The sequence below is a fragment of the gamma proteobacterium SS-5 genome, from assembly GCA_009497875.2.
Lineage (GTDB): Bacteria > Pseudomonadota > Gammaproteobacteria > Chromatiales > Chromatiaceae > Magnetovirga > Magnetovirga frankeli.
In genome coordinates, this window is record CP032508.2 from 1186823 (window position 1) to 1199638 (window position 12816).

The window sequence follows — 12816 nt, forward strand, 5'->3', positions numbered from 1 at the left end:
TATTACTGTTTTATGAAATTTGGTGTAGGCTTGCCTCGTTGATTTGACTCGGGCGGCCTCAATACCAGCCTGAGCCAGGCGGAACGCTCTCGGGAAAGCCCCGGGTTTCACCTCTCTGATACAGGCGAGTGCCCTGTTCGCGATGGCTCAATGAAGGCGAGAAAGCAGACGCGATCGAATGAAGCCAAGCAAGGCGTTGCCGTACCCGGCAGTGCTGTACCTTCCCGCCCAGTCAATACCCCAGAAAACTCATCAACTACTCCCGATTACCATGCCCTGCTGGCGGAGCATGCCGCCCTGAAGCAGCGCTTGCAGGCGAGTGACCAGGAGCAGCAACTGGCCCTGCGCAAATACAGAAGAGGGCAGGAACTCCGCCCTTACCAGGCCGAGCTGATCCGCATGCAGCAGTGCCTGGAGCGGCAGGGCCGCAAGATGATCATCCTGTTCGAGGGGCGCGGTGCCTCGGGCAAGGGCGGCACCATCCGCCGCATCACCCAGTACATGAACGCAAGGCGCTATCGCGTGGTTGCCTTCGGCAAGCCGCGGGAGGCCGAGCGCAGCCAATGGTTCTATCAGAAATATGTGCGTGAATTTCCATCCGCTGGCGAGATCCTTCTGTTCGACCGGAGCTGGTACAGCCGCGCCCTGATCGAGCCGGTCTTTGGTTTCTGCAGCCAGACGGAATACGAGAATTTCCTGCGTGGGGTCAAGGGGTTTGAAAAGGATCTGCGGCGCCAGGGCATCATCCTGATCAAACTCTATTTCAGCGTCAGCAAGGCCGAGCAGGCCAGACGCTATGCCCAGCGGCGTCAGGACCCCCTGCAAAGCTGGAAGCTGGAGGAGGCGGACCTGGATGCCGAGGAATACCGCGATGCCTTCACCGAGGCCAAGCGTCGCATGCTGCAGCACACCCACTCATACCAAAGTCCCTGGACCATCATCCGCTCCGATGACAAGCATCTGGCGCGGCTCAATGCGATCAAATTCATCCTCAGCCAGATCGACTACGAACCGCTCGATCCCGGGCTTGAGCGGTTTCCCGACGGCAATATCGTCGTGTCCGGCGCCACCGAACTGGAGCGCCTGGAGGCATGCCGCATCCGCAAACTATCGTCGTGAAGACCCGCCTCCCTGGCCTCTGGCCCAGGGGGTGAATGCCAATCCACAGCCCGAGGAGGCGTTATGCACAGCAAAAACCCTATTGCTTCGCTGCTGGGAAGCAGTCCGTTCAAGCCCCTGCAGGAGCACATGCGCATCATCCGTGAGTGCGTCATCGAGGTGCCTGTGCTGTTCGATGCCCTGGCCCAGGGCAATGCAGAGGCTGTCGGTGTGCAACGGGACAAGATTTTCGCCAAAGAGGCCGAAGCCGACCGGCTGAAGCAGCAGCTCAGCGCCCACTTGCCGAAAAGCCTGTTCATGCCGGTGGACCGCCGCGACCTGCTCGATCTGCTGGGCGTGCAAGACAGTATCGCCAACATTGCTCAGGACATCGCCGGACTGCTCACCGAGCGCCGGATGACGCTGCCGGAGGGCATGGAGGATGGGGTGCAGGCCTTCGTCAGCCGCTCCGTTGATGCCTGCACGCACGCCGCGACCATTGTCGAAGAGCTGGATGAACTGCTTGCCTCGGGCTTTCGCGGCCGGGAGGCGGGACGGGTTGGCGAAATGATCGCCGAGCTGCACCGGATAGAGAACCATACCGATGAGATGGGCGTTGCCCTGGCGCGCCAGCTGTTTGCCATGGAGGACGAGATGAAGCCGGTCTCGGTGATGTTCTGGTACCAGTTGCTGCACTGGATCGGTGATCTGGCCGACGCCGCCGAGAAGGTCGGTGACCGCATGGAGCTATTGCTCGCCCGCTAAGGCCAGCGCCGGCCAAGCCCATAAATTTTCCGCCGGCTTTCAGTCCGGCCAGCGATCCGCTATTGCAGGAGTCAAACATGGAAATCATCGCCACATACGGTCACATTTTTCTCGCTCTGGCCCTCATCTTCGGCCTGTACATGACTTGGGGCATAGGGGCCAACGATGTCGCCAATGCCATGGGCACCTCGGTCGGTTCGGGTGCTATCACGGTCAAGCAGGCCATCATCATCGCCGCTATCTTTGAATTTGCCGGTGCCTTCATTGCCGGTGGCCAGGTCACCGCCACCATCCGCAAGGGCATCATCGACCCTTCCAGCATCACCGGCTCGCCGGAACTGCTGGTGTACGGCATGCTCGCCGCCCTGTTGGCCGCGGCTATCTGGCTGATGATTGCCTCGGCCCGTGGCTGGCCCGTCTCTACCACGCACACCATCGTCGGTGCCATTGTCGGCTTTGCCATCGCCGGTATCGGCATGGATGCAGTGCAGTGGGGCAAGATCGGCGGTATCGTCGCCAGCTGGCTGATCTCGCCACTGATCGGCGGCACCCTGGCCCTGCTGCTGATGCTCAGCGTGCGGAAACTCATCATCAATACCGAGCAACCCTTCAAACAGGCCAAGAAGTGGGGGCCATTCTATGTCTTTCTGGTCGGCTTTATCGTCGCCCTGGTCACCCTGTTCAAGGGTCTCAAACACTTGAAGCTGGAGTTCAGCATGCTGGAGAGCTTCATTGCCGCCACTGTCATCGGCCTGATTCTCGCCTTCATTGGCAAGTTGATGATCGATCGCGTCAAGGTGGACGAGGATGCCGACCATGACTACCACTACGCCAGCGTGGAGAAGGCCTTTGTGCCAATGATGATCTTCACCGCCTGCGCCATGGCCTTTGCCCATGGTTCCAACGACGTCGCCAACGGTATCGGCCCCATGGCCGCGGTACTGTCCATCGTCGGCAGCGGCGGCGAGGTGGCGCAGAAGGCAAACCTGCCGATCTGGGTCTTGCTGCTCGGGGGGGGCGGTATTGTCGTTGGCCTGGCCACCATGGGCTATCGGGTGATGCAGACCATTGGCACCAAGATCACCGAGCTGACCCCAACCCGGGGGTATTGCGCTACGCTGGCCGCCGCCAGCACCGTGGTGCTGGCCTCCAAGACCGGCCTGCCGGTCTCCACCACCCATATCGCCGTGGGCGCGGTCATGGGCGTGGGGCTGGCCCGTGGTATCGGCGCGCTGGACCTGCGCGTGCTCGGCAATATCGTCATCTCCTGGATTGTCACCCTGCCGATAGGTGGTATCCTCGCCGCTTTGATCTTCTTTATTCTCAAGGGTATTTTTGGTTGAGCCTGGCTACTGAGGCCGTTCAGCCCTTTTCCCTCAACGGAGCGGCAATGCCATCAACACAGGCCAGCGATAGGGGGTAGGGGGGCCAGTGATTGAGCGATTCCAGTCAGTTCAATCCGTGCCTGCCTGCCCCATCGGCGGTTCATCCTGATGGACCGCCATGCAACCCAGGAGGCCAGCGACACCCAAGAGATCAAGGGTGTTCGCTTTCCCGGTCATATCCGCTTCAGGCAGCTGTTGATCACAGGTCCACCCGGCTGCGGCAAGACCAGCATGATCATTACGCTTGGCGGCTGGTCCGAGGAGGGCTATATCAACCTGGCGCTGAACAAATGGTGGAGCGCCCAGAGCCTGTCCATCCGCCCGCGGGAAATCCATCTGGGTTTTCCCTTCAAGGGCTTTGATCAGGCCCTGGTGGTATTCGACAAGGCCTGGCTGGAGCGCCAGCCACGACCGGAGCTGGACCTTGCGCGCTTGCGCATCCCACCGCGCAAACGCCATTTTTTTTCGGTTGACTGGCGCGGTCGCTTTTGCTTCGAGTTTCTCCTGCCACCGGCCGAACTGCTGCTGGAACGTCGCCTCAAGCGGGGCAAAAAGGGCACCCATCGGGTTGACCGGCATCTCTCCCTGGAGCGGGTCCGGGAGCAGCTTGATGTCTATAGAAGGGCGGCCTATTACATGCATAGCCAAGGTATGCAGGCCTACATCCGTGAATCCCTCGATGGCCCGCCCTTGACGATTGTTTCGAGCCCCTGATGGCCAAGCTGATTTCAAAAAAGCACAAGTCCTGGCTGAAGAGGCTGGAGGACGCCCTTACCGATCTGGAAGAATGCAAAAGCATTGACCTGAAGCAGTCCTACGATCTGACCGGCAAGAAGATCAGGCTGCCGCTGTATGACTACCCGGTGCAGATCAACATCGGCAAGACCCGCAAGGCCCTGCACATCTATCCCGAGCGGCCCATCGATCACACCCTGAGCCACGAATCGGCAGAGAACTATCTGGTGTTCGATCCGCACACCTATTACCAGCAGATCAGCGCCTTTTTTCGGCTCAAATCAGGCGATGAGCTGATCCTTGGCAGGGAGGATGAGGCGCAGCCCTGCCTGATGAATCTGCCCGACAGCATCGGCCAACGCCACCTGCGCATCCGTAACGAGAACGGCGCCCTCAGCTTCAAGTGCCTGGCCGAGCGCGATGGCAGCTGCATTGCCCCGCTGACCAAGAAAAAACACCTGTTGCGGCTGGTCCGCTGGCGTGCCGCCAAGCTCAAACGCATTGCCTCGATCTACGGCGGCCCCCTCAAGCCCCTGAACGAGAAGGAGGCACTCGGCCTGATCGAGCAGGTCAATCAGATCCACGCCAAGGGGCATGCCTGGCGTAAGAAGGATGACCAGGGTGCCCCCGGCGCCCTGGTCAGGATCCCCGATGGGGTACAACCGATCCTGATTGGTGATCTCCATGCCCGCATCGATAACCTGCTGGTCATCCTCAGCCATAATGGCTTCCTCAAGGCGCTCAAGAAGGGCACCGCCTGTCTGATTTTCCTGGGGGACGCGGTTCACTCGGAACAGCCGGGGCAATTGGAGCGCATGGATGAGTCGATCCTGATGATGGACCTGATCTTCAAGCTCATGCTGCGCTTTCCCGATCGCATCTTTTATCTGCTGGGCAATCACGACAGTTTTTGCGAGCGCATCTCCAAACAGGGCGTACCCCAGGGCCTGCTTTGGGAGCGGGCCTTGCTCAAGGTCCGGGGCAAGGCCTACCGCAACGCCATGCAGCAATTTTATGATCAACAGCCCTTGCTGGCCTACTCACGGCGGGTCATCGCCTGCCATGCCGCCCCGCCGGTGAGCCAGGTGGGCTATGCGGATCTGGTCAATCTGCGCCATCAGCCACGGGTGCTGGAACAAATGATCTGCAACCGCATTCGCCGACCCAATCGCCCGGGTGGCTACAGCAAAAAGGATGTCAAGCGTCTGCGCAAGGTACTCAACCGGGATGCCGATACCCTGCTGGTGGTGGGCCACACGCCAATGAGCCATGACGACACCTTCTGGGAGGTGCCGGAGATCGAGAACCATTGCGTACTCTATGCCGGTGACGAGAGTTGGGTGGCCGTGATGACCGAGATCTGCGGTGACATGCACTGTTTCTACTACCCCACCGAGCGCCTGATCGCGCAGATCAACGCAGCCACTTGAGGATCAGTTGCAACAGCTCCTGAAGCCCCAGCGGTTTGCTGATGTAGTCGTCCATGCCCGCCTCCAGGCAGCGTTCGCGGTCGCCCGGCATGGCCATGGCGGTCAGGGCGATGATTGGCAGATGGGCAAGGCCGGGCATGGCGCGTAGCTTTTGCGTCACCTCCAGACCGTCGATCAGGGCCAGTTGTACGTCCATCAGGATCAGGTCCGGGGGCGTATCCCGCGCCAGGCTCAGGGCCTCCAGGCCATTGCTGGCGGTGGTTAGGGCAAAGCCCTGACGCTGTAGATAGGCGCGGGTCATCTCCCGATTGGCCGGGTTGTCTTCCGCCAGGAGGATGGCCGCGCCCTGGCCCCCCGACGTCGGCAGGGCCAACCCGGTGGTCTGCTTGGTCTCATGGCCGAGCGCCGCCGGGTCGTTCTGTTCCGGGTCCCAGGGCAGTCGCAGGTTGAAACAACTGCCTTGCCCCGGCGTGCTTTGCACGGAAATGCTGCCGCGATGCAGCAGCGCCATGCGGTTGACCAGGGTCAGGCCCAGGCCGGTGCCCGGATTGTGGCCGCCAGGCACCTCCTGTAGCTGCACAAAGGGCTCGAACAGCTTGTCAAATTGCTCTGGATCTATGCCGATGCCGGTATCCCAGACGCGGATCAGCACCGTCTTGCGCTCCGCTTCGGCCAATACCTCGATGCCGATGCGGCCCTGGGCCGGGGTAAACTTGAGCGCATTGCCCAGCAGATTGAGCAGCATCTGTTTCAGGCGGCGGATATCCCCCTGGATCAGGGCCACGCGCGGGTCCAGCTTTACCTCCAGCGCCTGCCCCTTGCTCTCGGCGCTGGAGCGAACCAGCGACAGGCTGGATTCGATCAACTGCTGCAGCGGCACATGATCGGTATGCAGTTCGATCTTGCCCGACTCCACCTTGGCCAGATCGAGAATGTCATTGATCAGGCTGAGCAGGTGGTGGGCGCTCTCGTCCATGGTCTTCAGTGCCTCTTGCTGGGCCGGGTTCAGTGGCCCGTAGAGCTGGTCGCGCAGCATCTCGGTGAGACCGATCAGGGTGGTCAGTGGGGTGCGCAATTCATGGCTCATGCCGGCCAGGAACAGATCCTTGGCCTTGGCCGCACGGGCCAATTCTTCATTAACGAAACGCAGTTCGCGGGTGCGCTCCTTGACCCGCTGCTCCAGCAGGGCCTTCTCCCGGTTCAGCGCCTGTTCCCCGGCCAGCAGATTGGCTTGCATGGTCTGCAGGGCCTGGTGCAGGCGGGCCATCTCGCCGCTGCCCTGGATGCTGGCCTGGGTATGGCGACTGCCGGCCGAGATGGATTGGGCCATCTGGATGGCCAGGCTGATCGGTCGGGCGATGATGCGCTCGGCCAGAACCAGCAGGCCAAGCAAGCTCAACAGGAGCAGCCCGAGTACTACCGCCAGCAATTCATTTTCCCGCTGTTCCAGGCGCTCGGCCATCTGTGCCAGCTGGTCCCTCTTGTAGTACTCGGCCGCCAGTATCAGCTCATCGATCAGATCGGTCAGCGGGCGATCCATCCCCCGCACCTGACGATCGACCCGGATCTGCGCCAGGGGGTCCTCACGGTCGAACAGGAGCAAGGCCTGCCGATAGGTCTGCGTCAGCCGTTGATGGGCCTGCTCAAAGGCCTGCGCCTGTTGCCAGGAGGGCGAGCCAGGCTCTAGCCTGCCCAGCAGTCTGCCGCTGAGTTCCTCCACCCGCTGCCGCTCTTGTTCGAACTGCGCCAGATACTTGGCATAGAGGTTTGGCTCATGACCGCGCAAGAGGATGTTCTTCCACTCCTGCACCTGCTTCTTGAAGTGGACCTGCACCGAAATGGCCTGGGTGACCGTCTCTGCCGTCTGTTGATGGATGCGGCCGGATTCGGTCATGGCCCCCTTGTAGGCGCGCAGCACATGCAGTCCCAAGCTCAGGTTGACCGCCAGGATCAGGCCAGCGGCAAGCAGCAGTTTGCAGCGGATACTCATGGCGTAACCCCTTGGCGCTGGGCCGGTGGTAAGTAAGGGTAAAGGCGGGCCTGGTACCCCTTGGACGCTCTGGCCAGGGGCTGCCTCAGCAGCGGCCTGTCAGCGGGGCGGGGGCAAGGGGGGATGGCCCGCCATTGCCCTATCGGCCGCCGGTGCGGCCTCGATCCTGGCCTGCAGGCGCTGCAGGAGTTGGTCGCGCAGTTGGTGTAGCCTGGCCAGGCCCTGCCGGGCACCGGCCGGATCGCCGTTTTGCCGTTGACGGATAAGTGCCTCGGCCAGTTGGTGGACTTGCAGGTGCAGGGGCTCGATTTGCGTGTGTAACTCCAGGCTGTCATAGCCACCTTGGTCGCGGAGGGAGATCAGCCACTCACCGAAGCGGCACTGGTCGTGCTCCAGCTCCGGCGGTTCGCCCTGGCTGTCTCGATCGGCCTGCAAATACTGGCCCAGGCGGTTGATCCAGGCCCGATGCTCGGCCATGGCATAGAGCAGGGGCATGAGTTCATGGTTGAGCTTGCGTACCTGGCCCCAGCTGGGATCGGGCTGCCAGTTTGCAATCCAGGCCTGTAGCCGATCCGGCGGCATGGGTCGAGCGATAAAAAAGCCCTGGGCCAGCTCGCAACCCAGAGAGAGCAGCATCTGGCCCTGCTCCCGGGTCTCCACCCCCTCGGCGATGGGGCGGCGGCGAAAGGCGCGGGCCAGGCAGAGCACACTATCGACGATGGCCAGTTGCTCGGCATCTTCCAACATCTTGCCGACAAAGCCCCGGTCGATCTTCAGCGCCTGGGCCGACAGATGCTTGAGATAGGCGAGAGAGGAATAGCCGGTGCCGAAGTCGTCCAGGGCGAAGCCTACCCCCAGGTCATCACAGCGATGAATCAGCTCGGCCACCCGCTCCCTGTCGTTCAGGGCATTGGCCTCCAGCACCTCCAGTTCCAGCCGTCCTGGCCGGATCGGTGGGGCTTGCTGGAGCAGGGCCTGCAGGCGGTCGATAAAGTCCGTCTGATGCAGGTGATGGGCGGCGATGTTGACGCTCAGCGTCAGATCCAGGCCCTGGGCCTGCCAGTGGGCCAACTGGGCGATGGCTCCTTGCAGCACCCAGTCACCCAGGCGCAGGCCGAGTTCATCGTTTTCCACCTCGGCCAGGAAGTGCTCCGGCAGCAACAGGCCGCGGCTGGGATGGTGCCAGCGGATCAGGGCCTCGACGCCGATCAGCGCGCCGCTGCGCATGTTTACCTGGGGCTGGTAATAGAGCTGGAACTGCCCCTGTTGCAGGGCCTGTTCCATCTCTTGCAGGCTTTGGCTGTGGCGGCGCAGGCTCAGGTCCTGGGCCTGATCGAACACATGATAGCGGTTCTTACCGGCCTGCTTCGCCTTGTACATGGCCTGGTCGGCCTGGCGCAGGAGTTGGTCGGCCTCGATCGGCCCCTGCTGTGGATAGAAGGCCACGCCGACGCTGGCAGACACCTGCACCGAACCGGCCTCGGTCTGCACCGGCTGCGAGGCCGCCAGCAGCAGGCGTCGCAGCAGTGGCTCACTGGCCTGCACATCGGCCAGATCGATGAACACGGCGATGAACTCGTCGCCGCCCAGGCGGGCCAGGGTGTCGCCCTCGCGACAGGTGGCCCGCATCCGCTGCGCCACCTCGCGCAGCAGTTGATCGCCGATCCGGTGGCCGTGGGTATCGTTGACCTGCTTGAAACCATCCAGGTCGATGAAGGCCAGCACGATGCGCTGATTGCGCCGCTCGGCATTGACCATGGCCTGACCCAGACGGTCGGCCAGCAGGCTGCGGTTAGGCAGGCCGGTGAGGGCGTCGTAGTGGGCGATGCGCTCCAGTTCATGCTGATGCCGCTTCTGTACCGTGATGTCGAAAAACAGCGCGACGTGGTGATGTACCTGACCCTGTTCATCGTGCACGGCGCTGATATTGAGCATCTCGGCATAGATCTCGCCGTCCTTGCGCCGGTTCCAGACCTCGCCGCGCCAGTGGCCGGTGTCGGCCAATTGCTGGCGCATCTGGGCGAAGAACTCAGGCTTGTGGTGGCCGGAATTAAGCAGATTGGGGGTCCGACCCAGGGCCTCCTCCCGGCTGTAGCCGGTGATGTCGCAGAAGGCCTGGTTGATGTCGATGATCCGGTCCTGGGTGTCGGTGATCATTATGCCCTCCTGGGCATCGGCAAACACGCTGGCGGCCAGTTGCAGGCGTGCCTCGCTGCGCTTGCGCTGCTCGATGTCGGTATGCGAGCCGAGCACCCGGTAGGGCCGCCCCTGGGCATCACGCAGGGCCAGGCCGCGGGCCATGATCCAGCGCCAACTGCCATCCTTGTGGCGCAGGCGCATCTCCACCTCATAGACGCGGCTGTCGCCCTCCAGGTAGCCGTTGATCTGCTCCACTACCCGGTCCATATCGGCGGGATGCAGCAGTTGCAGGAAGGTCTCGTAACGCCCCTCCAGTTCCCCCGGTTGGTAGCCCAGCTGGGACATCCAGCGTGGCGAGAAATACACCTGGTTGCGCAGCAGATCCCAGTCCCAGACGCCGTCATTGATGCCGTTGAAGATCAGCTGCAGGCGTTCTTCCGACTCACGCAGGCGCTCCTCACTGACCTTGCGCGCGCTGATATCGCGGATATGGCCATGCCAGAGGGTGCTGCCGTCATCCAGCCGCTCGGGGCTGGCCTCGCCTTCGACCCAGCGTACCTCGCCGTCCTTGACTACCCGGTACTCATCGTGCCACAGGCTGAGTTGTTCGGCAGAGGTGCGCACCCCCTGGCGCACGCGCTGCACATCCTGTGGATGCAACACCTGAAACGCCGCCCGGGCATCCTCATGCACCTGCTGCGGACTGAGGCCATAGATGCTCTCTATGCCCTGGCTGCAGTAGGGGAAGGAGGAGTGGCCATCGGGCCAGAGCCGGTACTGAAACACCATGCCCGGCACATGGGTGACGATCTTCTGCAGCCGCCTTAGCAGGTCGCCGCGCTGATCGCTGTTGTTTGACCGGGAATCTGGGGGATTCATATTCGAGCGGTTTGCTGCAAAAACGGGATTCTAGCCCATTTCCCGGCCGCAATTCCTGCTTGATTGCAATACTGTTACGCCCTGCACGCCATACCCCATCGGCCGCTTGCTATTGGCCGCTAGTCAGTTCGGCGGCGGTGCCCTCGGTTGCCGCACCGGCGGCGCGCAGGTGGATGGGGGCGAAGGGTTCGGCCTGTACCAGCACGATCAGGGATTCCTTCACCAGCTCCAGGATGGCCATGAAGGACACCACCACGCCGGGGCGGCCTTCGCTGAGGTCAAAAAAGCTGCCAAACTCGGCAAAGCCCCGTTGGCTGAGGATGTCCAGCACCCGCGACATGCGCTCGCGCAGGGAGAGATTCTCCCGCTCGATACGGTGGTGGGTGAACTTGTCGGCGCGGCGCAGCACCTCGGCGAAGGCAGCGGTCAGTTCCTTGAGGCTGACATCGGGCAGGGGTTGGATACGCTCGTGTGGCGGCGGCTGGGCGCTGGCGGTATGAAAGTCCCGCCCCTCTCGCGGCAGGGCATCCAGGTCTTCTGCCGCCTGCTTGTAACGCTCGTACTCCTGCAGGCGGCGCACCAGCTCGGCGCGGGGGTCCAGCTCGTCCTCCTCCTCGCTGGGCGGGCGCGGCAGCAACATGCGCGACTTGATCTCGGCGAGCATGGCGGCCATCACCAGGTATTCGGCGGCCAGGTCCAGGCGTACCTCGCGCATCAGCTCGACGTATTCCATGTATTGGGCGGTTATCTTGGCGATGGGGATATCGAGGATATCCAGATTCTGCCGCCGGATCAGATACAGCAGCAGGTCCAGCGGGCCCTCAAAGGCATCCAGAATCACCTCCAGGGCATCCGGCGGGATGTAGAGGTCCTTGGGCACCTTGACCCAGGGCACGCCCTGCACCAGGGCGAAGGGCATTTCTTCTTGGACTGGGTGGGTCATTTCAGCTGCCAGCTGTCAGCGGCCAGCGGTCAGCCTCCAGCAGCCAGCTTTTAGCGGTCAGCTGCCAGGAGCAAGCCTCCAGCCTCCAGCGGCCCGCTGTCAGATGTTGGTTGGGGCCACGCAAAGGGTCACCGCCCCCCCTCCCCCCAACCCCTCTCCCCGCGGGGAGAGCAGCTTTTTGCTGGCAGCTGACGGCTGGAAGCTGACGGCTGGAAGCTGGCCGCTTCATGAATAACTCAACGACATCGCCTGGCGTACTTCCGCCAGGGTTGCCTGGGCGCTGGCGCGGGCGGCGGCACCACCCTGTTCGATCACCTGGCGCACCAGGTTGGGCCTGGCCTCGTATTCGGCGGCGCGTTGCTGCATCGGACCCAGCTCCGCCAGCACGGCGTCGATCACCGGCTGCTTGCAGTCGATGCAGCCGATGCCGGCGCTCTTGCAGCCCTGCGCCACCCAGTCTTTGGTATCTGCGCTGGAATAGACCTCGTGGAATTGCCATACCGGGCAGCGCGCTGGATCGCCGGGGTCGGTGCGGCGCACCCGGTTGGTATCCGTGGGCATGGTGCGCAGTTTCTGCTCGACGGCCTTGGGGCTGTCGTTGAGCGCCAGGGTGTTGGCGTAGGATTTGGACATCTTGCGCCCGTCCAGACCGGGCATCTTCGACGCCTGGGTCAGCAGGGGCTGGGGTTCGGGCAGGATCACCCGACCACCGCCCTCCAGATAGCCAAGCAGGCGCTCGCGGTCTTCCAGGCCCAGGTTCTGCTGCTCTGCCAACAGGTCACGGGCGGCCTGCAGGGCCTCGGTATCACCGGCCTCCTGATAGGCGCGACGCTGGCTGGCGAAGGCCTTGGCCGCCTTTTTGCCCATCTTTTTCAGCGCCGCCTCGGCCTTTTGCTCGAAGTCCGGCTCGCGGCCATAGAGGTGATTGAAGCGCCGCGCCACCTCGCGGGTGATTTCCACATGGGCCACCTGATCCTCGCCCACCGGCACCAGACCGGCTCGGTAGATGAGGATGTCGGCGCTCTGCAGCAACGGATAGCCCAGAAAGCCGTAGGTGGCCAGGTCCTTTTCCTTCAACGCCTCCTGCTGATCCTTGTAGCTGGGCACCCGTTCCAGCCAGCCCAATGGGGTGATCATCGACAGCAACAGGTGCAGCTCGGCGTGTTCCGGCACCTGCGACTGGATAAACAGCCGCGCCTTGTCCGGGTCTATGCCGGCGGCAAGCCAGTCGATGACCATCTCATGCACCGCCCTGGGGATCAGGCTGGGGTCTTCGTAGTGGGTGGTCAGGGCATGCCAGTCGGCGACGAAGAAAAAGCAGTCGTACTCCTGTTGCAGCGCCACCCAGTTCTTCAGCACGCCGTGGTAATGACCCAGATGCAGGCGGCCGGTGGGGCGCATGCCGGAGAGAACGCGGGCGTGTCGGTCGGCTAGGGAAGTCACTTTTTCTAC

General features: G+C 62.7%; 9 protein-coding genes. 5 read left to right on the plus strand and 4 right to left on the minus strand.

The annotated features are described in order from the left end of the window. Positions 1-150: 150 nt before the first annotated feature. From D5125_10690 to D5125_10710, 5 genes are all read left to right on the plus strand, one after another. Positions 151-1119: a polyphosphate kinase 2 gene (locus tag D5125_10690; protein ID QFY89921.1), complete on the plus strand. Its 969-nt coding sequence runs from the start codon at positions 151-153 to the stop codon at positions 1117-1119. A 63-nt stretch (positions 1120-1182) separates the two neighbouring features. Next, the gene (locus tag D5125_10695; GenBank protein ID QFY89922.1) at positions 1183-1863 is read left to right on the plus strand and encodes a TIGR00153 family protein; all 681 of its coding nucleotides are present in this window, start codon (positions 1183-1185) and stop codon (positions 1861-1863) included. 77 nt (positions 1864-1940) lie between these two features. Then, complete coding sequence (locus D5125_10700) at positions 1941-3206, plus strand: inorganic phosphate transporter (GenBank protein ID QFY89923.1); 1266 nt, start codon at positions 1941-1943, stop codon at positions 3204-3206. Between the two features lie 150 nt (positions 3207-3356). Beyond that, positions 3357-3962, plus strand: coding sequence for a serine/threonine protein phosphatase (locus tag D5125_10705; GenBank protein ID QFY89924.1), 606 nt, complete (start codon positions 3357-3359; stop codon positions 3960-3962). Further along, positions 3962-5413 (plus strand): metallophosphoesterase, encoded by a 1452-nt coding sequence (locus D5125_10710; protein QFY89925.1) that lies wholly within the window; start codon positions 3962-3964, stop codon positions 5411-5413. The genes D5125_10705 and D5125_10710 overlap by 1 nt, the downstream gene beginning before the upstream one ends. Here the strand turns inward: D5125_10710 and D5125_10715 are convergent. From D5125_10715 to D5125_10730, 4 genes are all read right to left on the minus strand, one after another. Next, on the minus strand, positions 5397-7403 hold the full coding sequence (locus D5125_10715) for a response regulator (GenBank protein QFY89926.1): 2007 nt from the start codon (positions 7401-7403) through the stop codon (positions 5397-5399). The genes D5125_10710 and D5125_10715 overlap by 17 nt on opposite strands. A gap of 99 nt (positions 7404-7502) precedes the next feature. Then, the gene (locus D5125_10720; GenBank protein ID QFY89927.1) at positions 7503-10421 is read right to left on the minus strand and encodes an EAL domain-containing protein; all 2919 of its coding nucleotides are present in this window, start codon (positions 10419-10421) and stop codon (positions 7503-7505) included. A gap of 109 nt (positions 10422-10530) precedes the next feature. Continuing rightward, on the minus strand, positions 10531-11364 hold the full coding sequence (locus tag D5125_10725; protein QFY89928.1) for a segregation/condensation protein A: 834 nt from the start codon (positions 11362-11364) through the stop codon (positions 10531-10533). Between the two features lie 225 nt (positions 11365-11589). Beyond that, positions 11590-12807 (minus strand): tryptophan--tRNA ligase, encoded by a 1218-nt coding sequence (locus tag D5125_10730; GenBank protein QFY89929.1) that lies wholly within the window; start codon positions 12805-12807, stop codon positions 11590-11592. Between the last annotated feature and the right edge of the window lie 9 nt (positions 12808-12816).

Excerpts from the sequence above, each read along its gene's own strand:
- D5125_10725 (QFY89928.1), bottom strand. The coding sequence starts at position 11,364 with ATGACCCACCCAGTCCAAGAAGAAATGCCCTTCGCCCTGGTGCAGGGC.
- D5125_10710 (QFY89925.1), top strand. The coding sequence starts at position 3,962 with ATGGCCAAGCTGATTTCAAAAAAGCACAAGTCCTGGCTGAAGAGGCTG.
- D5125_10690 (QFY89921.1), top strand. The coding sequence starts at position 151 with ATGAAGGCGAGAAAGCAGACGCGATCGAATGAAGCCAAGCAAGGCGTT.
- D5125_10705 (QFY89924.1), top strand. The coding sequence starts at position 3,357 with ATGGACCGCCATGCAACCCAGGAGGCCAGCGACACCCAAGAGATCAAG.
- D5125_10700 (QFY89923.1), top strand. The coding sequence starts at position 1,941 with ATGGAAATCATCGCCACATACGGTCACATTTTTCTCGCTCTGGCCCTC.
- D5125_10715 (QFY89926.1), bottom strand. The coding sequence starts at position 7,403 with ATGAGTATCCGCTGCAAACTGCTGCTTGCCGCTGGCCTGATCCTGGCG.
- D5125_10695 (QFY89922.1), top strand. The coding sequence starts at position 1,183 with ATGCACAGCAAAAACCCTATTGCTTCGCTGCTGGGAAGCAGTCCGTTC.
- D5125_10720 (QFY89927.1), bottom strand. The coding sequence starts at position 10,421 with ATGAATCCCCCAGATTCCCGGTCAAACAACAGCGATCAGCGCGGCGAC.